Origin of the sequence: Haloactinopolyspora sp. (assembly GCF_027324685.1) — a bacterium.
Taxonomy (GTDB): domain Bacteria; phylum Actinomycetota; class Actinomycetes; order Jiangellales; family Jiangellaceae; genus Haloactinopolyspora.
Window position 1 is genome coordinate 1 of sequence record NZ_DAHVSH010000036.1, and the last position, 25,784, is coordinate 25,784.

At 68.1% G+C, this 25,784-nt stretch carries 29 protein-coding genes and 1 pseudogene; 17 read left to right on the plus strand and 13 right to left on the minus strand.

Annotation, left to right across the window (positions count from 1 at the left end; genetic code table 11):
• A partial coding sequence (locus M6444_RS04785) for an acyl-CoA dehydrogenase family protein (protein ID WP_298323674.1) occupies positions 1-1,634 on the minus strand: 1,634 nt, incomplete at its 3' end.
• Between the two features lie 154 nt (positions 1,635-1,788).
• On the opposite strand from M6444_RS04785, the gene M6444_RS04790 reads away from it, so the two are divergent.
• Complete coding sequence (locus M6444_RS04790) at positions 1,789-2,829, plus strand: hypothetical protein (RefSeq protein ID WP_298323676.1); 1,041 nt, start codon at positions 1,789-1,791, stop codon at positions 2,827-2,829.
• Between the two features lie 42 nt (positions 2,830-2,871).
• On the opposite strand, the gene M6444_RS04795 is transcribed toward M6444_RS04790, so the two are convergent.
• A complete protein-coding gene (locus M6444_RS04795; protein WP_298323678.1) occupies positions 2,872-3,561 on the minus strand; it encodes a YceI family protein in 690 nt (229 codons plus the stop codon).
• A 357-nt stretch (positions 3,562-3,918) separates the two neighbouring features.
• On the opposite strand from M6444_RS04795, the gene M6444_RS04800 reads away from it, so the two are divergent.
• From M6444_RS04800 to M6444_RS04815, 4 genes are read left to right on the plus strand one after another with little or no spacing between them, the layout of a single operon-like run.
• Positions 3,919-5,103 carry a DUF1343 domain-containing protein gene (locus M6444_RS04800; RefSeq protein ID WP_298323680.1) on the plus strand — a complete coding sequence of 395 codons (1,185 nt, stop codon included), beginning with the start codon at positions 3,919-3,921 and terminating at the stop codon, positions 5,101-5,103.
• Between the two features lie 39 nt (positions 5,104-5,142).
• The gene (locus tag M6444_RS04805) at positions 5,143-6,006 is read left to right on the plus strand and encodes a MurR/RpiR family transcriptional regulator (protein ID WP_298323682.1); all 864 of its coding nucleotides are present in this window, start codon (positions 5,143-5,145) and stop codon (positions 6,004-6,006) included.
• A gap of 21 nt (positions 6,007-6,027) precedes the next feature.
• Entirely contained in the window at positions 6,028-6,726 is a 699-nt protein-coding gene (locus tag M6444_RS04810) for a PIG-L family deacetylase (RefSeq protein WP_298323684.1), read from the plus strand.
• A 14-nt stretch (positions 6,727-6,740) separates the two neighbouring features.
• Complete coding sequence (locus M6444_RS04815) at positions 6,741-7,715, plus strand: GNAT family N-acetyltransferase (protein WP_298323686.1); 975 nt, start codon at positions 6,741-6,743, stop codon at positions 7,713-7,715.
• 30 nt (positions 7,716-7,745) lie between these two features.
• On the opposite strand, the gene M6444_RS04820 is transcribed toward M6444_RS04815, so the two are convergent.
• Complete coding sequence (locus M6444_RS04820) at positions 7,746-10,205, minus strand: phosphoketolase family protein (protein ID WP_298323737.1); 2,460 nt, start codon at positions 10,203-10,205, stop codon at positions 7,746-7,748.
• Between the two features lie 115 nt (positions 10,206-10,320).
• On the minus strand, positions 10,321-11,340 hold the full coding sequence (locus M6444_RS04825; RefSeq protein WP_298323688.1) for an FUSC family protein: 1,020 nt from the start codon (positions 11,338-11,340) through the stop codon (positions 10,321-10,323).
• Positions 11,341-11,463: 123 nt separating this feature from the next.
• Between M6444_RS04825 and M6444_RS04830 the strand changes: the two genes are divergently transcribed.
• The gene (locus M6444_RS04830) at positions 11,464-11,787 is read left to right on the plus strand and encodes a hypothetical protein (RefSeq protein WP_298323689.1); all 324 of its coding nucleotides are present in this window, start codon (positions 11,464-11,466) and stop codon (positions 11,785-11,787) included.
• A 22-nt stretch (positions 11,788-11,809) separates the two neighbouring features.
• Here the strand turns inward: M6444_RS04830 and M6444_RS04835 are convergent.
• The 5 genes and pseudogenes from M6444_RS04835 to M6444_RS04855 all read right to left on the minus strand — a co-directional run.
• Positions 11,810-12,094, minus strand: a pseudogene (locus M6444_RS04835) (hypothetical protein); the annotation flags it as partial.
• A 157-nt stretch (positions 12,095-12,251) separates the two neighbouring features.
• Positions 12,252-12,374: a hypothetical protein gene (locus M6444_RS04840; RefSeq protein WP_298323692.1), complete on the minus strand. Its 123-nt coding sequence runs from the start codon at positions 12,372-12,374 to the stop codon at positions 12,252-12,254.
• Positions 12,375-12,409: 35 nt separating this feature from the next.
• Complete coding sequence (locus M6444_RS04845) at positions 12,410-13,033, minus strand: superoxide dismutase (protein WP_298323694.1); 624 nt, start codon at positions 13,031-13,033, stop codon at positions 12,410-12,412.
• Positions 13,034-13,167: 134 nt separating this feature from the next.
• Positions 13,168-13,815, minus strand: a complete 648-nt coding sequence (locus M6444_RS04850; protein ID WP_298323695.1) for an acVLRF1 family peptidyl-tRNA hydrolase — start codon at positions 13,813-13,815, stop codon at positions 13,168-13,170.
• Positions 13,812-14,339 (minus strand): DUF1990 domain-containing protein, encoded by a 528-nt coding sequence (locus tag M6444_RS04855; RefSeq protein WP_298323697.1) that lies wholly within the window; start codon positions 14,337-14,339, stop codon positions 13,812-13,814. Before M6444_RS04855 ends, M6444_RS04850 begins: the two co-directional genes overlap by 4 nt.
• 206 nt (positions 14,340-14,545) lie before the next feature.
• On the opposite strand from M6444_RS04855, the gene M6444_RS04860 reads away from it, so the two are divergent.
• The gene (locus M6444_RS04860) at positions 14,546-15,031 is read left to right on the plus strand and encodes a hypothetical protein (RefSeq protein ID WP_298323699.1); all 486 of its coding nucleotides are present in this window, start codon (positions 14,546-14,548) and stop codon (positions 15,029-15,031) included.
• Between the two features lie 518 nt (positions 15,032-15,549).
• On the opposite strand, the gene M6444_RS04865 is transcribed toward M6444_RS04860, so the two are convergent.
• The gene (locus M6444_RS04865; RefSeq protein ID WP_298323700.1) at positions 15,550-16,473 is read right to left on the minus strand and encodes a phosphatase PAP2 family protein; all 924 of its coding nucleotides are present in this window, start codon (positions 16,471-16,473) and stop codon (positions 15,550-15,552) included.
• 37 nt (positions 16,474-16,510) lie between these two features.
• Positions 16,511-17,632: an epoxide hydrolase gene (locus M6444_RS04870; RefSeq protein WP_363326243.1), complete on the minus strand. Its 1,122-nt coding sequence runs from the start codon at positions 17,630-17,632 to the stop codon at positions 16,511-16,513.
• A 117-nt stretch (positions 17,633-17,749) separates the two neighbouring features.
• On the opposite strand from M6444_RS04870, the gene M6444_RS04875 reads away from it, so the two are divergent.
• The 4 genes from M6444_RS04875 to M6444_RS04890 all read left to right on the plus strand — a co-directional run bounded on the left by M6444_RS04875 (position 17,750) and on the right by M6444_RS04890 (position 20,742).
• Positions 17,750-18,706 (plus strand): YafY family protein, encoded by a 957-nt coding sequence (locus tag M6444_RS04875; RefSeq protein ID WP_298323701.1) that lies wholly within the window; start codon positions 17,750-17,752, stop codon positions 18,704-18,706.
• A 10-nt stretch (positions 18,707-18,716) separates the two neighbouring features.
• On the plus strand, positions 18,717-19,259 hold the full coding sequence (locus tag M6444_RS04880; protein WP_298323702.1) for an SRPBCC domain-containing protein: 543 nt from the start codon (positions 18,717-18,719) through the stop codon (positions 19,257-19,259).
• Between the two features lie 217 nt (positions 19,260-19,476).
• On the plus strand, positions 19,477-19,878 hold the full coding sequence (locus M6444_RS04885; RefSeq protein ID WP_298323704.1) for a hypothetical protein: 402 nt from the start codon (positions 19,477-19,479) through the stop codon (positions 19,876-19,878).
• 75 nt (positions 19,879-19,953) lie between these two features.
• A complete protein-coding gene (locus tag M6444_RS04890) occupies positions 19,954-20,742 on the plus strand; it encodes a 2-phosphosulfolactate phosphatase (protein WP_298323707.1) in 789 nt (262 codons plus the stop codon).
• A gap of 45 nt (positions 20,743-20,787) precedes the next feature.
• On the opposite strand, the gene M6444_RS04895 is transcribed toward M6444_RS04890, so the two are convergent.
• Entirely contained in the window at positions 20,788-21,189 is a 402-nt protein-coding gene (locus tag M6444_RS04895; protein WP_298323709.1) for a VOC family protein, read from the minus strand.
• Positions 21,190-21,330: 141 nt separating this feature from the next.
• On the opposite strand from M6444_RS04895, the gene M6444_RS04900 reads away from it, so the two are divergent.
• The 3 genes from M6444_RS04900 (at position 21,331) to M6444_RS04910 (ending at position 23,486) form a co-directional block, all read left to right on the plus strand.
• Positions 21,331-21,765, plus strand: coding sequence for an NfeD family protein (locus M6444_RS04900; protein ID WP_298323711.1), 435 nt, complete (start codon positions 21,331-21,333; stop codon positions 21,763-21,765).
• A gap of 31 nt (positions 21,766-21,796) precedes the next feature.
• Positions 21,797-22,900 carry an SPFH domain-containing protein gene (locus M6444_RS04905; protein ID WP_298323715.1) on the plus strand — a complete coding sequence of 368 codons (1,104 nt, stop codon included), beginning with the start codon at positions 21,797-21,799 and terminating at the stop codon, positions 22,898-22,900.
• 76 nt (positions 22,901-22,976) lie between these two features.
• A complete protein-coding gene (locus tag M6444_RS04910) occupies positions 22,977-23,486 on the plus strand; it encodes a hypothetical protein (protein ID WP_298323717.1) in 510 nt (169 codons plus the stop codon).
• Positions 23,487-23,521: 35 nt separating this feature from the next.
• On the opposite strand, the gene M6444_RS04915 is transcribed toward M6444_RS04910, so the two are convergent.
• Entirely contained in the window at positions 23,522-24,118 is a 597-nt protein-coding gene (locus tag M6444_RS04915; RefSeq protein WP_298323718.1) for an XRE family transcriptional regulator, read from the minus strand.
• A gap of 118 nt (positions 24,119-24,236) precedes the next feature.
• Here M6444_RS04915 and M6444_RS04920 point away from each other — a divergent pair, with 118 nt between their 5' ends.
• From M6444_RS04920 to M6444_RS04930, 3 genes are all read left to right on the plus strand, one after another.
• Complete coding sequence (locus M6444_RS04920; protein ID WP_298323719.1) at positions 24,237-25,196, plus strand: NAD(P)/FAD-dependent oxidoreductase; 960 nt, start codon at positions 24,237-24,239, stop codon at positions 25,194-25,196.
• Positions 25,197-25,337: 141 nt separating this feature from the next.
• Positions 25,338-25,589, plus strand: coding sequence for a hypothetical protein (locus tag M6444_RS04925; protein WP_298323720.1), 252 nt, complete (start codon positions 25,338-25,340; stop codon positions 25,587-25,589).
• Positions 25,586-25,720: a hypothetical protein gene (locus M6444_RS04930; RefSeq protein ID WP_298323721.1), complete on the plus strand. Its 135-nt coding sequence runs from the start codon at positions 25,586-25,588 to the stop codon at positions 25,718-25,720. The genes M6444_RS04925 and M6444_RS04930 overlap by 4 nt, the downstream gene beginning before the upstream one ends.
• The last annotated feature ends 64 nt before the right edge of the window (positions 25,721-25,784 follow it).

Consider the following 25,784-nt stretch of genomic DNA (forward strand, 5'->3'; position numbering starts at 1 on the left):
TCGGACCCCGATGCTGATCCGCGCGAACCCGACGCGGCCCGCAATCGGCGGGCGGCGCCGTCGAGCATGTGCTTCTCGCGAAACTCCAGCAGCTTCAGCTGGTATCCGCGATCCAGCAGATCGGCGTCTTCGTCGCGGCCAGGCACGGCGTCGACCAGCCGCTGGATCAGCGACCGCGCGGCGGTTCGCTCCACGACGGTCTCGACGACCTGCTCGGACACGAACCGTACGGTGCCGGAGAAGTCGAGGTTGCCGAACTGCTCGCGATAGTCCGTCAACAGTTCCTTCGCCACCAGCTGCATGAGGACGGTGTTGTCGCCCTCGAAGGTGGTGAACACATCGGTGTCGGCCTTCAGCTGCGGCAGCCGGTTCTCTGCCATGTACCCCGCACCTCCGCAGGCCTCGCGGCACTGCTGGATGGTCGCCGTGGCATGCCAGGTGGCGACGGCCTTGAGCCCGGCCGCGCGCGACTCGAGCTCGCGCTGGGCCCGGGTGTCCTCGCCACCCAGGACGGCGTGCAGGCGCTCGACGAGCGTCGCCTGGGCGAAATGCAACGCGTAGGTCGTGGCCAGGGCGGGCAGGAGGCGCCGCTGGTGCGCGCGATAGTCCAGCAGCGTGACCTCGTCGTCGGTGCCGGGGACGTTGAACTGGCGGCGTCGCTCGGCGTAGCGCACGGCAATGGTCAAGGCGGTCTTGGTCGCGCTTCCGGCCGCGCCGGCGATACTGACCCGGCCTTGGACCAACGTTCCGAGCATCGTGAAGAACCGCCGGTTCGGGTTCTCGATGGAGCTGGTGTAGGTGCCGTCGGCGGCGACCTGAGCGTAGCGATCGAGCAGGTTGTCTCGCGGGATGCGTACGTGGTCGAAGGTGAGGCGTCCGTTGTCGACGCCCTGTAGGCCGGCCTTCTCGCCGCAATCGCCGATGGTGACGCCGGGCAGCGCGGCACCATCGGCGTCGCGGATCGGTACCAGCAACGCATGCACGCCGCGGTTCTCACCGCCGGTCACCAGCTGTGCGAACACGACCGCGAGTCGGCCGTCGCGGGCGGCATTGCCGATGTAGTCCTTGCGGGCCTCGGCGTCCGGGGTGTGGACGACGAATTCGTCGGTCGCCGGGTCGAAGGTGGCGGTGGTCCGCAACGCCTGCACGTCCGAACCGTGTCCCGTCTCGGTCATCGCGAAGCATCCCGGCAACCGCAGGGCGATGACGTCGTCGAGGTAACGCCGGTGGTGCCGCTCGGTGCCCAGGTGCTGAATGGCCCCGCCGAACAGGCCCCACTGGACCCCGGCCTTGACCAGCAGCGACAGATCGGTGAACGCGAGCGTCTCGAACATCGTGACCCAGCTGCCGACGTCGCCCTGGCCGCCGTGCGCCTCAGGAAAGCCGACTCGGATGTGGCCGTGCGCGGCAAGCTGCTGCGCCTGGCGCCACACATGGTCGCGGTACTGTTCGCGGTCCAACCCGTACACCGGGCGGAACAGTGGCTCGTCGGCGAGGCCCCGCACAGCGGCCCGAGCCTGCGCCCATCGTCCATCGAGCACGGCACGTACCGCGTCGACGTCGGGTGCATCGACGGCCGGCGCAGCGGTGGCGGACGTGGGGGCTTCGGTGTCGGCGAAGTCGTCGGTTCGCATCACCCCATCATGCCGTCGAGCTGCGACAGCCGCGGGCGGACGGTCATTCGTCGGGCATCACCGGATATGAGGGGCCGAGGTTCGCCGACGACGTGATGATCGAACTGCCCGGTCCAGATGCGCAGACAGCGAGCGTTGTGCCAGGCTGCGCCTCATGAGACGAACGAATGCGCTACGCGCGTGTGGTGCAGCTTTGCTGGCGGTGTCGCTGGCGGGATGCATGAAGATCAATATGGAATTGGAACTCAACACCGATGACACGGTTGACGGCACCATGGTGGTGGCATTCAACCAGGCCGTGTCGGACTTCGCTGAATCGATGGGCGAAGACCCCTCGACGATGTTCGACGAGATGGAAACCGACCTGCCTGACAATGCTGAGGTCGAGGACTACGAGGACGACGAGTTCACGGGCAAGCAATACACCTTCAACGGTGCGGACCTGGCCGAGTTCGCCGAGGACTCCGACGGATTCGGCATCGTCCACGAAGGCGACGAATTCGTGGTCAACGGCGAGATGGACATGAGCCAGATCAACCCCGACGACATGGGGGGTCTGGAAGACCAACTCGGCTCGGATTTCAATCCCGAGGCGATGATGGAGTCGTTCGACGTGAGCTTGAGCATCACGTTCCCGGGCGAGGTCATCGAGCACAACGGTGAACTCGACGGCACCACGGTCACGTGGGTCCCGGAGCCGGGTGAAAACCTCGAGATCAGTGCGCGCGCCAAGGACTCCGGCGCTGGCGGCATGCCGGTCTGGGCCTGGATCGTGATCGCCCTGGTGGTCGTCGCCGCGATCATTGCGCTGCTGTTCTTCCTGGCGCGCAACCGTGGCAAGGAGGCAACCGCTGACCAGGCTCCTGCCGGTGTGGCCGCTGCCGGTGGGGCTGCGGCGGGTTCAGCGGCTGCGGGTTCAGCCACGGCGGACGGCTCCACGGAGGGTTCGGCCACGGCAGGCGGCGCCGCGCCGCCGCCACCACCGGCGGGCGACGAGCCAGCAGGAGGCGTGTCCGCCGCCGACGACGCCTCGACGGCCGACGACGCAGAAGGCGATGCGTCTGCGGCCGACGCGGTGAGCGACACGTCCGTCGCCGACGACGAGGCGACCTCGACGGACGTTGCGGGCGCGTCGACGGACGACGCGGGCGCATCGACGGACGCACCGGACACCGACGGCGACGAGCGCCGCTGAATCACCTCACCGGCGCGGTGGGTCTGCTGCCTGCCGCGCCGGTCACGTTCCGTCCTGCTCCAACGTCAGCAGGAACTCCACGACGCCGGAGTTCTCGACGCGCACGAAGCCGAGGTTCGGGGGGTCGATCCCGAAGTCGGCGAACGTGATCGGTATCGATCCGGCGACCTGGACGTCCCCGCCGGAGCTCTGGACGTCGACCTCGGCCTCGACCGGCCGGGTGACGTCGCGAAGCGTCAACTCTCCGGCCGCAGTGACGCTGACCGGCCCTGACCCGCTCATATCGGCCACACTGACCGGCTCGGTGAGCCGGAAGGTCGCGGTCGGGAACTCGTCGGTCAGCATGATCGGACCGCGGAACTGACTGTCCCGGCTGCCGCTGTCGGTGGTCACGGTCGTCATGTCCACCACGACCTCGGCGTCAGTGGCGGCGCCGTCGGCGACCGTGATCTGACCGCTGACGTCGTTGGTCCGGCCGACGACGGTGTTGTCCTGTCCGTTGAGCACTTCGTCGACGCGGTAGCCGGCCTCGGAGTCGTGAGTGATCGTCCACGTTCCCTCGAGGTCGGCGACTGATGCCCCGCCTCCGCCGGATTCGTCGAGTGCCAAGGGCGCGGGAGCGTCGTCGGAGATCACGTTGACGTACAGATACGTGCCTCCGACGACCAGGATGGCCAGCGTCACGAGTCCGCCCAGGCCGAAGAGCAGTAGCCGGCGCATTCTCGTGGACATCAGGTGGCCTCCGCGCTGCCGTGGTCGAAATCTCTCATCGGCTTGTACGGGCCAGCATGTCGTACGGATGGCGCGCGGCTCGAATCCCCATCGGGAAATGGCTGTGCCTTGACCTGTCGTGGTCGTGGTCGTGAAGATCGTCGTGCGCGGGGGCGCGGGCTATAGCGGCGATTCTCAGCACGACGATCTTCACGACAGATCCCGGGCCGACGGCAGCGCGACCGCCTCCCGCGGCCCGATCGCCGCGACCCGCCCGATCGCCCCACCGCTGCAAGGGGCCCAACGCTCCGTCAATGATTGACCGAGTTCGCTCTACATTCGTAAACTGCCTACCACCCCTGCGGATGGAGCATCCCCATGAGCCAGCTGGTCGACGCGCCCACGCGGGTTCGGACCGGGGCACATCGCCTCGCCGACGACCCGTCGCTCGTGACCGGCTCCGCGGTGGGGCTGTTCACCAACTACACCGCGGTCATGCCGGACCTCACCCGCGATCTCGACGCACTGATCGCTGCCGGTGTTCCGCTGACCACGGTGTTCACCCCCGAGCACGGCATGTGGGGTGCGGTCCAGGCCGGGGAGAGTGAGCCCAGCGGCGTCGACGAGGCCACCGGCCTGCCCGTTCTGGACACCTATCAGCGGTCCGGGGCGAGCCTGGACGCGCTGGTCACCGAGTCCGAAGTCGATGTCGTCCTGTTCGATCTGCAGGACATCGGGGTCCGCTTCTACACCTACATCTGGTCGCTGTACGACCTGTTGTGCTCCAGCGCCCGCACCGGCGTCCCCGTCGTGGTGCTCGACCGGCCCAACCCGTTGGGCGCGGCGACCGCCGGGCCGGGCTTGGTGCCGTCGTGTTCCAGTTTCGTGGGCCGGGTGTCGGTTCCGTTGCGGCACGGTCTGACGACCGGTGAGCTGGCGCAGTGGTTCGCCGCCGAGCACGTGCCGGACGCGGTCGGCGCCCGCCCGAAGGTCGACGTCGTCGTCATGGCGGGCTGGCGGCCGGATATGAGCATCGCCGACACCGGACTGCCGTGGGTGATGCCCTCGCCCAACATGCCGACCTTCGACACCGCCCTGGTGTACCCCGGGACAGGACTGATCGAGGGGACGACGGCCTCCGAAGGACGCGGGACCACCCGCCCGTTCGAGATCATCGGCGCGCCGTACGTCGACCTGCGGCTCGCGCCAGCGCTGAACGAGCGGGGCTTCGCGGGAGCGCGCTTCCGCGACCTCGAGTTCCGGCCCACCCACGGTAAGTGGGCTGGGTCGACGCTGCGCGGCGTGCAGGTGCACGTCCTCGATCCTGGCGTGTTCGAGCCGGTCGAGACCGGGATCGGCATCATCGCGATGCTCGCCGAGCTGTATCCGCAGGACTTCGCCTGGCGCCCCCGCGACGACGAGCAGGGCCCGCCGTTCATCGATCTGCTGTGGGGCTCGCCGGCGCTACGCGAGGGCATCGACGCGAAGGCGAGTACGCAGGAGATCATCGCGGCCAGCCCACCCGCCCCGCAGCCACCCCCGGACATCAGGCTCTACCGCTGAAGCCTCCGGACCAGACGTCGCGGCCGAAAGGGGGACAGTGTGAGCATCCAGAGCACCATTCAGGCCAAGGCCGAGTCGTACCCGCCGTCGATGCGCCGGGTCGCCGACGCCATCCTGGCGCGGCCCCAGGTGGTGCTCGAAAACACCATCAGCGAGCTCGCTCGAGCCTGCGAGACGTCGGAGACCTCCGTCATCAGGTTCTGCCGCACGCTCGGCCTTTCCGGCTACGTCCCGTTGCGGATCGCGCTGGCGACCGAGCTGGGTCGTGAGACCGCTCAGCGCGGCGACGAGTACGGTCACGGCGCCGACATCGCGCCGACGGACTCCACGGCGGACATGATCGCCAAGATCGCGTTTTCCGAGAAGCTGTGCCTCGAGGAGACCGCGGCCGGACTGGACGTGGGCCAGCTCGACGCGGTGGTCGACGCGATCGACGCCGCCGGGCGTACGACGATCTACGGTGTCGGCGCCAGCGGCTGGAGCGCGGCGGACCTGCAGCGCAAGTTGCTGCGCATCGGGCGGGTGTCGTTCGCCTTCGGCGACGCGCACGATGCCATGGTCGCCGCGTCGATCGGCGGCAGCGGCGACGTGGCGGTGGCGTTCTCGCACACCGGCGAGACCCGCGAAGCCGTCGAGTTCCTCCGGGTCGCGTCCGCGCACGGCTCCACGACCGTGGCCGTCACCAACCGAACCGACTCCGTCCTCGCCGGCACGGCGGATCTCACCTTGTCGACCGTCGTTCGGGAGACGACGTTTCGATCCGGGGCGATGGCGTCGCGGATCGCGCAGTTGATGGTGGCCGACTGCATCTTCGTCGGCGTGGCCCAGCGCCGGTACGAACCGACCGTCGAACTGCTCCGAACCACCTACGATTCCGTCGCGCCGTTGCGCGCAGATCGTTGACCAGCTCAGGAGGACCGTTACGTGAAACCGCGCACCATCATGGCCGTCGGCGGCCACATCGGCGACATGGATCTGGCCGCCGGGCCACTGCTGGCGCAGACCGTACTCGACGGTGGCCGAGCGGTACTCGTCGCGCTCACCCCGGGCGAGCGCGGCCACCCCAGGCTCGGAATCGACGAATACCGCAAGCAGAAGATCGCCGAAGGAACGGCGTTCGCCGAACGGATCGGTGCGCAGTTCCACGTCTTCGACGACATCTCCGACGGGTTTCTCCACCCCGACGACGACGTGGCCGCGCGGTTGGCGCGCATCATCCGTGCCGTCCGGCCCGACCTCCTCGTCGCGCACTGGCGACACAGCATCCACACCGACCACGAGAACGCGAGCATCGTGGCCGAACGCGCCCGGTTCCTGGCCGGGCTGCCCGGCTGGGCGCCCGAGGACGGCGAACGCCACGGCGTCGGACAGGTGCTGTACACCGAGAACTGGGAGGACGACCAGGGCTTCGCCGCCGACACGTACGCACCGATCTCGGCCGAGGCGTTCGACGTGTGGAGCGAGGCGATCGCGGGCCAGGCCTTCGCGCGGGGCGAGACCTACGGTTTCCGCTACATCGACTACTACACCGCCCAGCTGACGATGCGGGGCTGCCTGGCCGGCGTGGATCGGGCGGTGGCCTTGTCCAGCGGTGACGGTAGCCGAGTGACCACGCTGGACTGAGAGGAGCTGGCCGGATGGCCGACGTCGTGTACCGCACGTTCCGACCGGGTGATGGTGCCCGCCTGGTCGACCTGATCGCCGCGGCGCAGCCCGCCGATCCCGTCTCGCCGGAGTGGTTCGCCGAGAACGTCCTGCTCGACACGAACTTCGATCCGGCCGGGCTGATCATCGCCGACAGCGGTGATCCCGCTCGGGGAGCCGGCGGCCTGCTCGGCTTCGTCTACGCCGTCCGAGCACGGCAGACCGTGGGCATCCCGGTCGATCCCGACGGCGGATGGATCACCATTGGCGGAGTCCACCCGGGGGAGCGCAACAGCGGCATCGGTGGCGAGTTGATCGAACGGGCCAAGGACTTCCTGCGGGCCGCGGGTTCGCGCTGGGTCAACTTCTCCGGCTACCCGCCGGCCTACTTCCTGCCCGGGCTCGACGCCGACCGGTATCCGGACGGGCTGCGGCTGCTCGAGCGGCACGGTTTCCGCACGATGTCGAAACCGGTCGCGATGGACTTCGGCCTGGCCACCTACTCCACGCCCGACGACGTCATCGAACGCCAGCGCGACCGCGAAGCCGAAGGTTACGTCGTCACGCCCGCTCAGGCCGATGATCTGCCCGACGTGATCTCCTTCGCCGCAGGTGAGATGGCACCGGACTGGGGTGAAGCCGTCCGGCAGGCTGTCGTCCGGCACGGCCGGCCCGACCGGGTCGTGCTCGTCCGCGACCCTCAGCACGAGGTGGTCGGCTTCGCCACCTACGCCGCATACCGCGGCCTGCGTGAGCGCTTCGGCCCGATCGGGGTGCGCGAGACGCGTCGAGGGCTCGGCCTGGGCAAGATCCTCTTGCACGCGACGTTGCGGCGGATGCGTGCCGAAGGGCTGCACGGAGCGTGGTTCCTGTGGACGGGGCCCGAGAGCCCGGCCGGCCGGCTCTATCTGCAGACGGGGTTCACCGTCACGCGCACCTTCCACGTCATGCAGGCCGACCTCGCCTAGGACGTCGTCGCTACCGGAGCCGTCCGGCGGTCACCGCTCACCGGAGTCGGCCAGGTCGGCCGCGGTGTCGTCGGCCTCCGGGATCGAGACGCCGAGCTCCCTGGCCGCCGGCCAGGCCCACGAACTGATCTCGGGATCGTCTTTGCCGTGCTCGCGGGTGTACTGGCGGGCGCGCAGCCGAGCGTCGGCCATCTGCTGGCGCAGCCCGGCCAGTCGCCCGCGGAGTTTGGGCGTGCGGTCGATGACGTCCATGACCAGGTGGAACCGGTCGAGATCGTTGAGCATCACCATGTCGAACGGTGTCGTGGTGGTGCCTTCCTCCTTGTAGCCGCGCACGTGCAGATTGGGGTGGTTGGTTCGCCGGTAGGTCAGCCGGTGGATGAGCCACGGGTAGCCGTGGTAGGCGAACACCACCGGCTTGTCGACGGTGAACAGCGCATCGAACTCAGCCTCCGGCAACCCATGTGGGTGTTCGTGCTCATCTTGCAGGCGCATCAGGTCCACGACATTGACCACCCGGACCCGCAACTCGGGCACGTACTGGCGCAGGAGGTCGGCGGCGGCCAGCGTTTCGATCGTGGGGATGTCTCCCGCGCAGGCCAGAACCACGTCGGGTTCGCCGTCGTCGGTGCTGGCCCACTCCCAGATCCCGATCCCGCGGGCGCAGTGCGCGATCGCCTCGTCCATGGTCAGCCACTGCGGTCCCGGCTGCTTGCCAGACACCACGACGTTGACGTAGTCGTGACTGCGCAGGCAGTGGTCGTACGTCGAGAGCAGCGTGTTCGCATCCGGCGGTAGATACACCCGGATGACGTCGGCCTTCTTGTTCACCACGTGGTCGATGAACCCGGGATCCTGGTGCGTGAAGCCGTTGTGGTCTTGGCGCCACACGTGCGACGACAGCAGGTAGTTCAGCGACGGGATGGGCGCCCGCCAAGGGATGGCGCGTGTCACCTTGAGCCACTTCGCGTGCTGGTTGAACATCGAATCGACGATGTGCACGAACGCTTCGTAGCAGTTGAACACGCCGTGCCGGCCGGTCAACAGGTAGCCCTCGAGCCAGCCCTGACACTGATGCTCCGAGAGCACCTCCATGACCCGGCCCGTCGGCGACAGGTGATCGTCGGTGGGCAGCGTCTGGGCGATCCAGGTCTTGTCGGCGGCGTCGACGGTCGCGTTCAGCCGATTCGATGCGGTCTCGTCCGGGCCGAAGACCCGGAAGTTCGTCGGGTTCGCCTTGACCACGTCGGCCAACCATCCGCCCAGCACACGAGTCGGCTCGGCCACGGAGGCCCCGGGCGTCGGGACATCGACCGCGTAGTTCCGGAAGTCCGGCAGCTTCAGGGCCCGGGTGAGCAGGCCGCCGTTGGCGTGCGGGTTGGCGCTCATCCGCCGGTTCCCCGACGGGTTGACGCTCGCGATGTCGGCGCGCAGGCGGCCGTCATCGTCGAACAACTCCTCCGGACGGTACGAACGCATCCACTCTTCGAGCCGGCGGGTCTGCGCAGGATCCTCGCGGACGTTGCTCAGCGGAACCTGGTGCGAGCGGTAGTTGTCCTCGATCGGGTGGCCGTCCAGATGCTTCGGCCCGGTCCAGCCCTTCGGCGTCTTGAACACGATCATCGGCCACGCGGGGCGCTCGCTCGACTCGCCGGCCCGGGCGTCGCGCTGGATGGTGGCGATGTGGTCGAGGACGTCGTCGAGCAGAGCGGCGAAGCGTCGATGCGCGGCCATCGGATCTTCGCCGTCGAATCCGCCCTCGAACCAGTACGGCACGTGCCCGTAGCCGACCATCAGCGCTTCGAGCTCGGCACGCGGAATCCGCGCCAGCACGGTGGGGTTCGCGATCTTGTACCCGTTGAGGTGCAGGATCGGCAGCACCGCACCGTCGGTCACCGGGTTGAGGAACTTGTTGCTGTGCCACGCCGTGGCCAGCGGCCCGGTCTCGGCCTCGCCGTCGCCGATGACGGCGGCCACGGTCAGGCCGGGGTTGTCGAAGGCCGCGCCGTAGGCGTGGGCGAGCGCGTAACCCAGCTCTCCGCCCTCGTGGATCGAGCCGGGTGTCTCAGGCGCGACGTGGCTCGGGATCCCGCCCGGGAACGAGAACTGACGAAACAGCGTGCGCAACCCGTCCTCGTCGTCGCCGACATGTCCGTAGATCTCGCTGTACGTTCCTTCGAGCCAGGCCGCCGACACCAGCGAAGGCCCCCCGTGACCGGGACCGGCGATGTAGAACATGTCGAGGTCGCGCTCGGCGATGACGCGGTTCAGGTGTGCGTACAGGAAGTTCTGCCCCGGCGACGTGCCCCAATGGCCGAGCAACCGAGGTTTGATGTGCTCGGCCTGCAACGGTGTGCGCAGGAGCGGGTTGTCGAGTAGGTAGATCTGACCCACGGACAGGTAGTTCGCCGCACGCCACCAGGCGTCCACGTGGGCCAGGACGTCTTCGCGTGGCTGCGCCGCAGCGTCCCTGGTCTGGTTTTCCAGCATCACCAGCAGCTCCTTCGTCCGGGCCGGCTCCGATCGCGGTGCTGTCACGAGGGGCATACCCGAGAACCGCGTCGCGACACGCGGGCGATGCGAACGCCGGGTGGAGGTCGCCCGCTCAGCCATCACCTTCGGGCACCGGTCGGGGGCGCCGGCGTCGTTCGTAGGCATGCAGCGCCAGCGCCAGCACCACGGCGACGGCGGCACCCAGCGTCGACAGAACCGTCCGCCCGACGGCGAGATCCAGCGCCGTCGACGACAGCCCGGAGGAGCCGACGAGGACGACGACCGGCGTCAGGAAGATCAACTGTTTGCGTTCGTTCGCCGCGACCGACCAGCCGAGCATCAGCAGCGCGCACACCGCCGCGACCGCCAAGCCCGCCCCGACGGGCAAGGCTGTCGCCAACACGCCGGCCAGGACGGCACCGGTCGCCGTTCCGGCGAAGCGGTCGAGCGCGCGTCTCGAAGTCTCGCCGCGGACCGGATGCAGCACCACGCAGAGGGTGACGACGGCCCAGTACCCGTGGGGCACCGACCAGTGCACGCTCAGGCCGGCGGCCGTCCCGGCGGCCAGCGCCGTCACGACCGCATGCCGCCAGGCCACCGCGCTGGGCACCGGTTCGGACGGTCCGGTCAGGTTGATGACGGTGACCACGATCGTGATCGCTGCCGCGCCGGCCGCCGACCACAGACCGGCGACGTACCACTGACCGCCGACGGATCCGAAGGTCGCCGCGACAGCGGGCAGCATCGTCGCCACCGCGCCGACCCGGATCGAGAACGGAGCCTGCACGACGGCCGCCAGCGCCACGATCACCGCCACCGCGACGGCATGGCCATGACCGGCCGCGCCGGCTGCCGCGACGATTCCCGTCGCCACCACGAGGGCCGCCCGCCACTGCGGACTCGGTGTCGCGACCGCAACGCCTGCACCCGAGGCCAGGCCCAGAAGTACGGCAAGGACGGCGTCGGAGCCGGCGACCAGGCCGGCTACTGCGGCCACCGGGGCGATGGCGACCACGATCAGCAGGGCCTGAGCAAGAGCGTCCCGCGGCGGCACGATCGTGTCCGCGCCGTGCCGGGCGGCGGTCAACGGGCGCACCCACCAGCGCGGCCCGCGCTTCCCGTGGCGTGACATGTCCACTCCCGACGACGTCGTCGAGACTCATAGTGCTCTCTCAGGATCGCTTACGGAACCTCTCAGGTTCGTCCACGATCATCGTCGTGACGAGGGGAGATCCCCTTCGGGAGGAGACGGGTCATGTATGCGATGACGACGGCGGCCGAACATCTCGGTGTCACCCCGAAGGCCTTGTCCACCGCGCTGGAGCGGGGCGAGACCATCGCCAGCCTCACCCGCGCATGCGGGCTCGACCCGGACGAGATGACGCTCGCGGTGATCAACGCCGAGGTGGCCGACATCGAAGCGCTGGCGATGATCGCCGGCTTCGACGCGAGCACGACAGCGACGTTCGTCGCCGAGCTCCGGGAGTACCTGATCACCTTCGTCTGGGACGGCCAGGCAGCGGCCGACGCGCGGTTCGACGGCGCCTACTGGTCTCGGCGTGAGCTGGTTGCCGCGTGAGCTGATCGCGTCGTGAGTCGGCTCACCTGGCGCGATGCGCGCGGACGAACCGGTCGATCTTCGCCGGGTTGGCCGTGAGGAACAGACCGCTGCGGTTCCATACGTTGATGGTGGCGACCGCGGTCAAGATGTCGGCCAGTTCGCGCTCGATCCAGTGCTTGGTGGCCTCGGTCCATACGTCGTCGGCGACGCTGTCCGGGTCGAGCCGAGTGACGGCGTCGGTGAGCGCGAGCGCGCGTTCCTGATCGGTGAAGAACGGGGCGTCGAGCCAGGCGGCGACGGCGAACAACCTCCTGGAGTCCTCGCCGTCTTGTACGCCTCAGGAGCTACCTTGCGGAAGTTGAGCCGCTGGCTCATCGTGGGGTCCTCTCGATGGTCGGTCATGACATCGAGACGACGCGCCGGACGGCTCGGCGCGTGACGGCGTGCGGTGTGAGCCTGGGCACACCGCACGCGTCTGCTCCTCACAGCAGCGTGAGCAGCCAGCCGATGAGCGCGACGACCCAACCGATCGCCAGCGCGACGATGGTCGTGATACGGACCTTGTCGCGCTGGCGCGGCGGCGGCTCTGGTGGTGGCTTGAACATCGTTCAGCGGCCACGTCGGCATCGGCGCCCTGAGGTCAGGGCGCGATCAACCCCGTGGTCTTGGTCTGGGCAGAGGCGAACCGGGTGGCCACGTCCTCCCAATTGACGATGTTCCAGAACGCCTCCACGTAGTCGGGCTTGACGTTCTTGTACTGCAGGTAGAACGCGTGCTCCCACATGTCGAGCATGAGCAGCGGCACGGTACCTGCGGCGAGGTTGCCCTGGTGGTCGTAGAGCTGCTCGATGACGAGGCGCTGGCCGAGGCTTTCCCACGCCAGGATGGACCATCCCGAGCCCTGGATGCCCAGCGCCGCGGCGGAGAAGTGCGCACGGAAGCCGTCGAACGAGCCGAAGAACTCGTCGATGGCGCTGCCGAGGCTGCCGTCGGGCTTGTCGCCGCCCTCGGGCGACATGTTGTTCCAGAAGACCGTGTGGTTCACGTGCCCGGCGAGGTTGAAGGCCAGGTTCTTCTGCAGCAGGTTCACCGTCTCGAGCTTGTTGGCCGCGCGGGCCTCTTCCATCTGCTCGAGCGCCGAGTTGGTGCCGTTCACATAGGTCTGGTGATGCTTGGAGTGGTGCAGCTCCATGATCTGGCCGGAGATGTGCGGCTCGAGCGCACCGTAGTCATAGGGCAGATCCGGGAGAGAGTACGTGGCCATGCTTGATCTTCCTCTCGACGACGTTGGTCAGTGCAACCATGTCAGTGGCTAACTTATGCCTGCCCGATCGGGTGGTGGGCAAACCCCTCGCCAGAGTGCAGGATTTCGCTCGGTTCGTGCGGCCGCGACCCGGGTCACTCCGGCTCGGCCAACCTGATCCGTACGGCTCGGAACTGCGCCGGCGTGGACTTCAGTACGGTCAGTTTCGGATCCCCGACGTTCAGCAGCGGCCCGGTGACCAAATCGCGGATGGCCGCCAGCCGCCGATCGGTGAGAACGCTGTCGATCGCGGCCCGGTCACCGCCGGTGACGACGGCATCCAGGTCGGGAACGTGCGGAACGAGGATGCGCGCGGCGACGTCGGCGGCGGCCTCGAACGCTTCACGTGCCTGTTTGGCCCGTCTGCGGGCGAATCGCTGTTGGCTCTGCCCGCCTGCGGCGGTGCGGCCCTGGACATGCCGGGAACCCACCTTCGACGCCACCAGCGTGGTGCCGTCGAACACGCCGGCGGCGTGGCCCCCGCGGCGAACCAGCAGCACGCCGACCCGGCGCGCCCGGCTCGCGTGCGCCACGAGACCGCCGTACGCGGCGTCGTCATCGACGACGAGCGGCGGGAACGGCACGGAACACTCCGCCCGGGCGCCGTCCTCGGCGTCGACCGTGACGGTCTCGGCGCCGGCGAGAACGTGGCCACGACCGTGGCGCTGCTCGAATCCGGCGAGCCACCGCTCGAGTCGTTCCGGCGCGATGTACAGGACCTTCTCGATGGCGCCGGGGGTCATAGGGGTGGGCCCACGGCCTCGTCGGTCAGCCGACGGGTGGCGGAGACGTACTGGCGACCGGCGAGATCCTGCGCCAGGACGGTCAACGGGCCGCCGAGTTTCGCGTACCAGGTGGCGGGGCGGCTGAACGCCGTGACGGTGAACCGGACGGCGCCTTCGTCGTCGATCTCCACGACGAAGGCCTCCTCGCCAGTGGCGGGATGTCCCGGCAAGGTGCCGTAGCCGAACCCGACCCGGCGGGGCTCTTCCACGGTCCACACCACCTTGCATGGCATGCTCAAGCGCAGCGGGCCGAGCCCCAGCGAGGTCGTCACCTCGACCCCTGGCGCCGCTCGATACGACGTCGCGTTCACCCGCATCCCACAGCGTCGATGCATCTGCCAGGTCATGACACCGTGGGCGGCCCGGTGGAACGCGGACACGCCGGAGCCGATGGGGGCGGTGCGGCGAGCATGCCGGTAGCCCGCCGGCAACTCACGGCTGTCGCGGGTGGCGCCGACCTCCGGATACGTCACGTCGCTCATCGAACGAGACCTTCTCATACTCGGCATCACACTCGGCATACACACTCGGCATACGCACACGGCGCAATCCCTGCGCGAGCCCACCACGTATCACTCGGTGAGAAGGAGACCTGACCGGGCTGGACAGCCTGGATGGCATGGACGGCTGGGGTCCTGGACGCCCGATACCGCCAGCGCTCGCCGGTCCACGATTGTGGGGAGGCCGCATGAATCGCTCGATTCAGCTGGCATGGACGGCGATGAGCGCTGTCGCGGTGTTGGGAGCCGCCGCCTGTGGCTCAGACGACAGTGGCGACGCCGGTGCGGAGGCTGCCGACTCGACCCGGGTGGAGGTGGCCGACACGTCGCTCGGCGAGATCCTCGTCGACGGCGAGGGCCGGACGTTGTATCTGTTCACCGAGGACTCTCCCGGTGAGAGCGTCTGTGAGGGCAACTGCCTGGACGCCTGGCCGGTGTTCGAAGGCGAGCCGGACGCCGGTGACGGTGTGGATGCCGACCTGCTGGGCAGCATCGAACGCGCCGACGGCACGGTGCAGGCGACCTACGGCGACTGGCCGCTGTACTACTACGCCGCCGACGCCGCAGGCGACGTCGAAGGCCAAGGCGTCAACGACGTGTGGTTCGTGGTCGACGCCACCGGCCACGCCGTCGAACAAGCACCTGACGACACCGGTGGCGGTTCGGCATATTGACGCTCCCAGCCGGGGAACGCGACGGTCAAGGACAGGACATGTGCGGCCGACCGGCGACCATCGTGGCGCGGCGGTCGGCCGCAGGTGAAAGTGGCTCGACCGATCCTGTCAACGGTTGATTCAGAGCCTGGTCACTTTCGGATTCGGCAACGAAATACGGCGTACGGCGGAACCAAAATCGACATGTACTTCGTTGTCACCACGAATGCCGACGACCCGTCCCAGACCGTGGCGATCATGGGTGAGCATGTCGTCGATAGCGAACTTCTCGATGGGGGGAGCGCTGACCGGTTGGAACGGACTCGAAGGAAGAACAGGCCTCGCGGCCGGTGTACGAGAGGTCATTGCGCCAGTCTGCCGCTCGGCGGCCCCGTTGTGTAGCCCTGCCCAGAAGAGTATGTCAACTCTTGACCATCACTTTTCAGCAACTTTTGGAACGCGTGTTCTCGGAACGGAATAGAGCTGCTGTTTTCCACGTGGTCGCGCCGCCCGGTTTGACGTAGACGAGACGGTTCGCCTCACCGCGCGGGCTGCACCTGTCTGGTCCCGGAGGTGGCGGACAGCCTGGCGCCCGCGGCGATCTGGTGGGCCACGAGCACCGCGGCGAACAGAGCCGCCGCGGCCGCGACGACGCCGAACGCAGAGCCCACATAGGCGGTCGCCAGATCAGAACGACCGGTGAGTGCGCCGACGGTGTCCAACCTGTCCTGGGTACGCAACAGTGCCGAAACCGCGAACCCTCCGGCGACCACGGCGCCGAACATCAGCAAGGTCGCCACGACCTTTGTCGCCGCCGCTCCGGAGCCGTCAGCAGGTGCGCGTTCGGGACTGCTCACCGCCGTGAGCATCGTCGTGAGGCCGGCCCAGGCCAGCACCACGGCGAAGGCGGCGATCACGTCGGACGGACGGTGCCAGCCGCCGACCATCGTGGAGACGCCGGTGACAGCCGCGTATCCACCACCGAGGACGGCGACCACCGGGCGGGCCGACCGCGGCACGACGAGGAGCAGCGCGGCGGCGACACTGGCAGCCACCGTCGTGTGCCCGCTGGGGAGCGAATTTCCCGGCGCGGTGATCTCGCTCGCCAGGTCGGGCCGGTCGAACACGACTCGCTTGAGCACCTGCGTGGTCAGATTCGCACCGCCCACCAGGACCGTCACCTGCAGGGCAAGGAACCATCGACGCCGGGCGAAGGCGATGACGGCCGCGGCGACGAGCACGATCACGACGAACGGAATCGACACGATCTCGAGCACCGGCTCGGCCGCGCGCCACAGCGTATTGCGCCCGATCTTGGAGCCGGCGAACGCCGATTCGTCGAGACGCTGACCGGCCACGGTGTCCACGAAGTAGCGCCAGCTCAGCCAGGTCCCCGCCACGCCGGCGGCCAGCATGAGAAACCCGAGGCCGAACCCGGCGAGGCGCGGAGAACCAGAACTCACCCTACGACTCTAAGGACGGGCAGCTCGGAAACCTACGTCATCGGACCTTGTCGAAGAAGGTCCGGAGATCGGCGACGTGGGCGGCGGGCTCGTTCATGGCGATGAAATGGTGTCCGCCCGGATTGTCCCGCGGCCAGTGCACGATGGTGTTGTCACGCCCGGCCAGCCTCCGCATCAGATCCGAACCGCCACCGTAGACACCGGATGGCACCCGGTTCTGGCCCTTCGGCCAGGCGAATCCGTCCGCGGCGAGCCCGTCGTACATCGGCCACGACGACGTGGCTGCCGTGCCGGTGAACCAATACAGACTGGTGTTCGTCAGGAGCTGGTCACGTCCGATGAACCGCTCGAACGGTTCGTCGGACGGGGTGAAGTCCTGGAACTTCTGCACCATCCACGCCAACAGGCCCACCGGCGAGTCGTTCCAGCCCGCCGCGAACGTCTGCGGTGCGGCACGCAACAGCGCGTGGGGATCGACGCTGCCGCCCATCCACTGCTGCATCATGTCCCATTCCGCTCGCTCGGTCTCGGACATACCGGGCACGTCGGCCTCCGTGGGGAAACCGAACCCACCGTCGATGTGCACGCCGACGACCCGATCCGGCGCGACGACCGCGACCTCGGGCGCGACATAGGCACCGAGATCGCCACCCTGTGTGCCGTACCGCTCATAGCCCAGCCGGTCCATCAGCGTGGCCCAGCACTCGGCGACCCGGCGCACGCTAATCTCAGGCGTGCGGGGCGGATCGGAGAAACCGAACCCCGGAATCGACGGGACGACCACGTGGAAGGCCTGCTTCGGGTCGCCGCCGTGGCGGCGAGGATCGGCCAGCGGCGCGATCGTCCGGCTGAACTCGACGAACGAGTTCGGCCAGCCGTGGGTGAGGAGCAGCGGCAGCGCGTCCGGCTCAGGTGAGCGCACGTGGACGAAGTGGATGTCCAGGCTGTCGATCTCGGTCGTGTACTGGTCGAACGTGTTCAACGTGGACTCCTGGGCACGCCAGTCGTAGTCCGTGCGCCAGTAGTCGCCGAGCTCACGCAGATAGTCCATGGGGACACCGCGGCTCCACGGGTCGCCGGGTAGTTGGGCGATCCAGCGAGTTCGCGCGAGCCGCTGGTGCAGGTCCTCCAGGTCCTCGTGCGGATGGCGATGCGGAATGGCCGGATCTCGTCGGTCATGGCGGTTCTCCTCGGGCGGGTGTCTTTCGCGATGAACCGCAACGCTAGGTTCGGTATAGGTCAGAATCGGTCCTACTTCTGATCCATGCTGGGCTTCATGAGCGATACGTCGGTGCGGCTGCTGACCTTGCTGTCGCTGTTGCAGACTCCGCGTGAGTGGCCCGGCAGCGAGCTCGCCGCGCGGCTGGGGGTGAGCCCGAGAACCGTCCGGCGCGACGTCGATCGGTTGCGTGAGCTGGGGTATCCGGTCGAGGCGAGCATGGGCGCCACCGGCGGGTACCGGCTCGTCGCGGGTGCGGCGATGCCGCCGCTGGTGCTCGACGACGAGGAGGCGGTCGCGATCGCCGTCGGATTGCGTGCCGCGGTGGGCCACGCCGTCGTGGGCATCGAGGACGCGTCGGTGCGGGCGCTGGCCAAGCTCGAGCAGGTCCTGCCGCCTCGGCTGCGGTATCGCGTGCGCTCGCTCGGTACCGCGGCCTCGACACTTGCCACGGACGCCTCGGTCGACCCGGAGGTGTTGGTGACGCTTGCTGCGGCTGTGTCGAATCGGGAGAAGGTGCGGTTCGCCTACCGGGCCGGCGATGCGACGGAAAGCTCTCGGTTGACCGAACCGTTCGGCCTGGTGTCGTCCGGGCGGCGCTGGTACCTCGTGGCTTACGACGTGGACCGGGACGGCTGGCGCACGTTCCGCGTCGATCGCGTCTTGCGCCCACAGCCGACCGGGTCCCGGGTGGTTCCGCGGGAGCTCCCGGCGCGCGACGCTGCCGCCTATGTCGCCGGCCGACGGTCGGACTGGGCAACGCCCACGTATCGCGTCGCGGTGACGTTCGACGCTCCGGTGTCGCGGATCGCCGGCCGACTGGGTGACGAGCCGGGCGACGTCGTGCCAGTCGACGGTGATCGTTGCCGACTGGATGTCTCTCGCGACGATTCCATGGAGTGGCTGGCGGGTCGGCTGGTCGTACTCGGATGTGAGTTCACCGTGCACGAGCCGCCGGAGCTCGCCGAACACGTGCGGGCGCTGGCTGATCGGGCGCATCGGGCCGCCGGGTAGCCTGGGCGCCGTGTCCGCGGGAGCTGTGTTCGATGCCGACGTGCGCCTCGACGAGGCCGGTCGGCTGACCCTGCGGCTGTCGGCGCATTACGACCACGACGGTCACAGTGTGTGGCAGGCCCTGACCGACGATGACGAACTGTCTACGTGGGCGCCGTGGCAAGCCACGATCGACCCGGTGGCGGGAGGCGTCGTGACGGTGCGGTTCCCCGACGGCCATACCGCCGAGGGTGAGGTCATCGACGCCGAGCGGCCACGTCGGCTGGTGCTGCGCCTCCCCGAGGATTGGGGCGGCAACGACGAGATGCTGCGCTGGGAGCTGCAGCCGACCGACCGCGGGGGTGCGGTCGTTTTCGACGTCACGATCGACGACGCCGAACTCGTGAAGCGGGCGGCGGCGGTGTGGGACATCTCGATGCAGCACCTGGGCACGTTGCTGGCTGGTGAGCCGGTCGTCCGAGCCGACTCGCCGTCGGCGGATCCACGGTTCGAACGGCTGGTCCAGGAGTACGACGACCTGCTCGGTGCCGAAGTCCGCGCCTTGACGCAGTAGGCCGGCGGCGTCGCGCGGCCGACGGTGTAGCCCGCTGTCGTTGCCAGCGCTGCTGCCTCAGTCGGGCGGCCCGACGCCCAGATCTCGGCCGCGTTGTCACGTTCCCGTGTTCGCGAGCACCCACAGGAGTCAGATCGGGAGCAGCTGCCGGGGGCTGCTCCCGGCGACCCGCTGGCCACGGTTCGTTCGGCGACCGTGCTGACAAAGGAGCATGTACATGGGTGATCTCGTTGGATTGTTCTTCGTCCTTCTCTTGCTGGCCTGGGTGGCGGGAGCGATCTGGTTCTTCCGCGGCCCGGCCAGGGCCGCTGACCGGCACCTCGATGTCGCCCTTGCCGCCATCGCCGACGAACGCGACCGCATCCTCTTCCGTCGCATGTACCAGACCCGGCAGCCGCGCAGCGTGGTCCTGGCGTGGATCCTCACAACGGTCTTGTCGCCCACGATCTCCTACGTCTACCAGCGCGAATGGCCCAAAGCGGTGATCGCCTTGCTGACCTTGCAGGGTTTCGGCATCTGGTGGCTGGTGTCGATCTTCACCATGCCGACGGAGGTCATGCGCCACAACAAGCGGTTGATCGACGACGCGTTCACCGAACTTCAGCTGGTGCGTACCTGAGACGTGATCGGCGAGGGAACTACTATCGTCGGGCAGTAGCAGTTCCCTGTCGGTCACCAGGTCGAGGAGGGTGCCGTGCCGGGCCCCCACAGCCAGGACCATGCGCGGGTACGCGTGGAGTGGGGTCCGGTCGGCGCCGTGCACACCCTGGATGCCGCGACTACCGCGGTGATCGTCGACGTGCTGAGTTTCACCACGACATTGAGTGTGGCCGTCGACATCGGCGCCGAGGTGTATCCCTACCGATGGGCGGACGATTCGGCGGTGGAGTTCGCCCGCCGGCACGACGCGACGCTCGCGGTGGGTCGACTGGAAGCGCAACGACCGGGCAACGTGGCGACCGTGAGTCTGTCGCCGCAGTCGGTACAGGCGGCTCATGGGTTGTCTCGACTGGTTCTGCCGTCGCCGAACGGATCAACCATCAGCGCCCAGGTGGCCGGGGCAGGAGCCGATGTACTCGCCGCCTCGCTGCGCAATCGTTCGGCTGTCGCCCGATGGCTGGCCGAGCGACTGGCAACCGAGCCCGAGACAGCCGTGACCCTGGTCGCCGCTGGGGAGCGCTGGCCCGACGGGTCGTTGCGCCCAGCGGTGGAAGACCTCTGGGGAGCCGGCGCCGTCGTGTCGGCTCTCCTGAGTCAGGGCGTGACGTCGATGAGCCCCGAAGCGCACACGGCCGCCGCAGCTTTCGATGCGGTGCGCTCGTCCATAGCCCAGGCCCTGTCGACGTGCAGCAGCGGCCGAGAGTTGACCATCGCCGGATTCGGTGCCGATGTTGCCGTCGCCGCCGAAGTCGATGTGAGCGTCGGCGTCCCGATGCTCGTCGACCTTCGGTTCATCGACGCCGCGGCGGCCGGCAACCATTGATCGACATGGACCTACATCGCCCCGGACGGCAGTAGGCCCTGTCGATCACGTTTCAGGGACCGCCCTGGTGTCTCGCCGTAGCGGGTGATCAGACGGGATCTCCACCAGGACGAGCGCCACGCCGTCGGGGTCGGCGATCCACATCTCGATCAGACCCCACGGCTCTTGCCGGGGCTCGCGGGTGATCGTCACACCGGCGGCGGCGAGCCGGTCGCGTTCGGCGTGGACGTCGCGTACCTGCAACCAGAGCTGAAGCGAGCCCGAGGGCGGTTGATCCGAGCTGCCCGACACCTCCAGTAGACCTGGCCCGAGGAAGAAGACCGTGCCCGGATGCTCCGGTGGGCCGAATTCGCGATGTATCGCCAGCCCGAGCACGTCACGGTAGAACCGCAACGTGCGCTGTAGATCGACGGGGCGGAGCAGGATCCGGCTGCTGAGAACGTCCATGCGGCGATGGTGCACCGACGTGATCGGTCTGTCACTCCGGCTGCGCTCGTCAGTGCGTGCGTATGCGCCTTCGAAACGTGTTCACAACCAGGCCGGCGCGGTAGTTTGGTAAGTACCGCCCCGGACGGGAGGTCGGTTCGATTGTGGATCGCGTGGCTCGTCGCCGCAGTGGCCCTTGGCGTCGCGGAGTTCTTCACTCTGACGCTCGCCTTGGGGCTACTGGCTGCTGCCGCCGTAGTCGCCGCAGTCGTCGCCGGCCTCGGCGGAATGTGGCTGCTACAAGTCCTGGCTTTCGCGGCGGCCGCAGCGGCCGGGCTGCTGATCATCCGGCCGATCGCGAGGCGGCACATGAGTCAGCCTCCGTTGGTGCGCGATGGCAGTGATGCGCTCGTCGGGAAGAAGGCCGTGGTGATCAAGGAAGTCACCGCCTCTCACGGGCTCATCAAGCTCTCCGGGGAGGAATGGTCGGCGCGCACGCTCGACGACGATCACGTGATTCCGGCGGGGTCTCTGGTCGACGTCATGGAGATCGAGGGCGCGACGGCCATCGTCTACCCGCGGGAACTCTTGCCATGAGCCCGATTGCCGACACGGAAGCGCAGGAGCTATGGAACCCTTCGTGCTGATCATCATCGCGGCGGTGCTCGTGGTGTTCGCCGTCGTCTCGACCGTGCGGATCGTCCCCCAGGCGCACCGGTACAACGTCGAGCGTTTCGGCCGGTTCCGCACCACACTCCAACCGGGGCTGAACTTCATCATTCCGGTGGCCGACCGCATCAACACCAAGCTCGACATCCGCGAGCAGGTGTTCTCGTCGCAACCGCAACCGGTGATCACCGAGGACAACCTGGTCGTGAACATCGACACCGTGCTCTATTACCAGATCACCGACCCTCGCTCGGCTGCCTACGAGGTCGCCGACTACCTGCAGGCCATCGACCAGCTCACGGTGACCACGCTGCGTAACGTCATCGGCAGCATGGACCTCGAGAAGACGCTCACCTCGCGCGAGGACATCAACGCCCAACTGCGCTCCGTCCTCGACGAAGCCACCGGTAAGTGGGGCATCCGCGTCAATCGCGTGGAGATCAAGGCGATCGACCCGCCGTCGACCATCAAGGAAGCCATGGAGAAGCAGATGCGGGCCGAGCGCGACAAGCGCGCGATCATCCTGCACGCCGAAGGTGAGCGCCAGTCGAAGATCCTCACCGCTGAAGGCACGCGCCAGCAGTCCATCCTCGAGGCGCAGGGCGATCAGCAGGCCGCGATCCTGCGAGCCGACGGTGAAGCCAAAGCCGTCGAGCGGGTCTTCCAGTCCGTGCACCGGAACAACGCCGACCCCAAGGTCCTGGCGTACAAGTACCTCGAGACCCTGCCGCAGCTCGCCGGCGGTGAGAACAACACGTTCTGGGTCATCCCGGGTGAGCTCACCCAGGCGATCAAGACGGTCACCGATGCCTTCGGTGACCATTCCCGGATGGGTGCACCTGCCCAAGGCGCCGGAGACGACCAGGGCGCCGACGACGAGCAAGCGCCCGCCGGTGACGACTCGGGTACGCGAGAACTGACCGAAGCCGATACCCCGGAACTGGGCGCGTCGACGGTCGAGGAGGTCACCGAGATGGCCCAGGCTGCGGTCAGCGATGCGAAGGCCGAAGCCGCGGCCGCGGAAGGCAAAGTCAGCGGGACGGTGGACGAGAACCTTCGCTGAGAAAAATCCGTCGTTCTGCCTGCGCACAACCAGTTCGACCCTGCGGACTTTCGGCCCTGATGCCGACGATCCCACGGTGCCAACCTCGACTCAGGACGAGGCAGCGTCGACGGGGGTAGGCATGGATTCGTCCACGCAGCAGCCGCGCAAGGTTTCGAGGTCCCGGTTCGTGCTCGCCGCCGGCATCGACCTGGCGCTGCTGTTCCTGATCTTCGTCTGGCCGGGCTGGGAGTTGCTGTCGTTCTTCAACGATCGCACGTCAGACGTTCTCGGCCTGGTGGCGCTGTGGCTGGTCGTCGACCTCGTGGCGAACCTCACCGCTGCCGCCTCCGATACCGACTGGCTGCGATCAGCTGCTGAGTTCGCTGCCGCCATGCTCACGGTGATCACCCTGGGGTGGATCCTGGCGATCTTTCCCTTCGACTTCACCGGTCTCGCCGTCGATTGGACGACGGCGATCCGGGTGCTGTTGATCGTGGGCATGGTCGGGGCAGCGATCGGCGCCGTGGCCCACGGAATCCGGCTGCGTCGATACCTCGCCGAGCGCGGGTATGCCAGCGGCCGCGGGTGGCCGGACCATCGATGACCAGGCCTGGCGCCTGGCCGTCCGTGGCGCGGCGGCTAATTGCGCTGCTTGCGTGGGCGGGCGCGGACGTGGAGTCGCTCACCCTGCGGGCCGAAGAGGCTGAGGATCTCCACCGGCTGGGATCCGGCGTTACCGAACCAATGGGGTACGCGGGTGTCGAACTCAGCTGCTTCGCCGGCCTTCATCACCAGGTCGTGTTCACCCAGTACGAGGCGGATCTGCCCGGACAGGACGTAGAACCACTCGTAGCCCTCATGTGTCTTCGGCTCCGGCGAACTGGACTGTGTGCCGGGCGGAATGATCAATTTGAAGGCCTGCAACCCGCCGGGTCGGCGCGTCAAGGGGATGTAGGTCATGCCGTGCCGGGTGACTGGGCGCGGATGGATGCGGGGATCGCCGGTCTGCGGTGCGCCGACGAGTTCGTCCAACGCCACCTGGTGCGCCTTGGCCAGGGGTAACAGCAGTTCAAGCGTCGGCCGGCGACGCCCGGATTCCAATCGCGACAGTGTGCTCACCGAGATGCCGGTGCTCGCGGAGAGCTGGCTCAAGGTGGCTCCGCGCTGCTGGCGCAAGGCTCGTAACCGAGGCCCGACGGCGTCGAGCACCTCGTTGAACGCGGCTTCGTCGTTCATCTGGGAATTTTGCCATACCAGCAACAAGGATTGCCATGTTCTGGGGAGGGTGAGAACAATTCTCATCAAGGTGGCGATGACCTAGCCACCGGGGGATCGATCGAGCAGGGAGTGCACGATGAACGCAACGTATGACGTGGTGGTCGTGGGTGGCGGTGCGGCCGGCCTCGGCGCGGCACTGACTCTGGCCCGAGCGCGCCGTTCGGTCCTGGTGGTCGACGCGGGTAGCCCGCGCAACGCACCAGCCGGGCACGTACACAATTACCTCGGACGCGAAGGTACGCCGCCGAGTGAGCTGGTGGCCATCGGTCGTGCCGAGGTCGCCGCCTATGGCGGCGAGATCGTGTCCGGCGAGGTCAGCGCCGTCGCCCGTCGCGACGACGACGGCTTCGACGTCGAGCTCGGCGACGACAGGTCGGTCGTGGCGCGACGGTTGTTGGTGGCCACCGGGCTGGTGGACGAGTTGCCCGACGTTCCCGGCGTGGCCGAGCGATGGGGCAACGACGTGCTGCACTGCCCCTATTGCCACGGTTGGGAGGTCCGGGACCAGGCGATCGGTGTCCTGGCCACCGGGCCGCTCGCGGTGCACCAGGCGCAGCTGTTCCGGCAGTGGAGCGCGAACGTCACTCTGCTGCTCAACACGGCGCCGACGCCCGAGGTCGATGAGCTGGCTCAGCTGACTGCCCGGGGCATCAAGATCGTCGAGGGCGAAGTGGCGGCCGTGGAGGTCGTCGACGACCACATCGCCGGGATCCGGTTGCGATCCGGGGCGCTGGTCGAGTGCGACGCGGTCGTGGTGCAGACCCGGATGACCGCTCGTGCCGGAGTCTTCGAGTCACTGGGGGTGAAGCCAACGGAGATGGAGATGAACGGCCAGGTCGTCGCGACCTACATCGCGGCCGACTCGAATGGTGCCACCGAGGTGCCGGGCGTCTGGGTGGCCGGTAACGTCGCTGACCCTCGTGCCCAGGTCATCGGTGCAGCGGCCGCGGGAACGAATGCGGCGGCGTCTATCAACGCCGACCTCGTTGCCGACGACGCCCGCCGTGCCGTGGCGGCGGTTCACGGCTCGTCGTGACCGGGTGTTGGGCGGCCTCGGGGGTGCGTGGTCTGCTGGCGGGGCCGGTTGGCGGTGCTGATTAGGGCGAATCGGGCGCGAATGCCTGGTGGTGCCGGTTGGTGGGAGCGAATCGGGCGTGAATGCCTCGTGGTGTCGGTCGTGAAGATCGTCGTGCAAGGGAGTGCGGGCTATACCGGCATTTTCTGGCACGACGATCTTCACGACCGGTCACCTTCGGCACTTTCAGGCACGACGATCATCACGACTGCTGATTTCGGCATGTTTTCCCACGACGATCTGCACGACCTGGGTGTTGGGCGGTTGCGGGGCGCGTGGGGCTGCTGGCAGGGCCGGTTGGCCGGTGCTGATCGGGGCGAATCGGACGTGAATGCCTGGTGGTGTTGGTCGTGAAGATCGTCGTGCGAGGAAGTGCGGGCTATACCGGCAGTTTGTGCCACGACGATCATCACGACCGGTCAACTTCGGCAATCTTCGGCACGACGATCTTCACGACCGACATCACCGACCCGAGGCAGCCGTGACGAGCGGCGACCTGGGCGGCCAATGACGATCACCGACCGCGCCGGCCGCGCCCACGACGACACG

Coding starts and splice junctions, on each gene's coding strand:
- M6444_RS04790 (WP_298323676.1), top strand. CDS start 1,789: ATGAGACGAACGAATGCGCTACGCGCGTGTGGTGCAGCTTTGCTGGCG.
- M6444_RS04795 (WP_298323678.1), bottom strand. CDS start 3,561: ATGTCCACGAGAATGCGCCGGCTACTGCTCTTCGGCCTGGGCGGACTC.
- M6444_RS04800 (WP_298323680.1), top strand. CDS start 3,919: ATGAGCCAGCTGGTCGACGCGCCCACGCGGGTTCGGACCGGGGCACAT.
- M6444_RS04815 (WP_298323686.1), top strand. CDS start 6,741: ATGGCCGACGTCGTGTACCGCACGTTCCGACCGGGTGATGGTGCCCGC.
- M6444_RS04820 (WP_298323737.1), bottom strand. CDS start 10,205: ATGCTGGAAAACCAGACCAGGGACGCTGCGGCGCAGCCACGCGAAGAC.
- M6444_RS04825 (WP_298323688.1), bottom strand. CDS start 11,340: ATGTCACGCCACGGGAAGCGCGGGCCGCGCTGGTGGGTGCGCCCGTTG.
- M6444_RS04830 (WP_298323689.1), top strand. CDS start 11,464: ATGTATGCGATGACGACGGCGGCCGAACATCTCGGTGTCACCCCGAAG.
- M6444_RS04840 (WP_298323692.1), bottom strand. CDS start 12,374: ATGTTCAAGCCACCACCAGAGCCGCCGCCGCGCCAGCGCGACAAGGTC.
- M6444_RS04845 (WP_298323694.1), bottom strand. CDS start 13,033: ATGGCCACGTACTCTCTCCCGGATCTGCCCTATGACTACGGTGCGCTC.
- M6444_RS04850 (WP_298323695.1), bottom strand. CDS start 13,815: ATGACCCCCGGCGCCATCGAGAAGGTCCTGTACATCGCGCCGGAACGA.
- M6444_RS04855 (WP_298323697.1), bottom strand. CDS start 14,339: ATGAGCGACGTGACGTATCCGGAGGTCGGCGCCACCCGCGACAGCCGT.
- M6444_RS04860 (WP_298323699.1), top strand. CDS start 14,546: ATGAATCGCTCGATTCAGCTGGCATGGACGGCGATGAGCGCTGTCGCG.
- M6444_RS04875 (WP_298323701.1), top strand. CDS start 17,750: ATGAGCGATACGTCGGTGCGGCTGCTGACCTTGCTGTCGCTGTTGCAG.
- M6444_RS04885 (WP_298323704.1), top strand. CDS start 19,477: ATGGGTGATCTCGTTGGATTGTTCTTCGTCCTTCTCTTGCTGGCCTGG.
- M6444_RS04895 (WP_298323709.1), bottom strand. CDS start 21,189: ATGGACGTTCTCAGCAGCCGGATCCTGCTCCGCCCCGTCGATCTACAG.
- M6444_RS04905 (WP_298323715.1), top strand. CDS start 21,797: ATGGAACCCTTCGTGCTGATCATCATCGCGGCGGTGCTCGTGGTGTTC.
- M6444_RS04915 (WP_298323718.1), bottom strand. CDS start 24,118: ATGAACGACGAAGCCGCGTTCAACGAGGTGCTCGACGCCGTCGGGCCT.
- M6444_RS04920 (WP_298323719.1), top strand. CDS start 24,237: ATGAACGCAACGTATGACGTGGTGGTCGTGGGTGGCGGTGCGGCCGGC.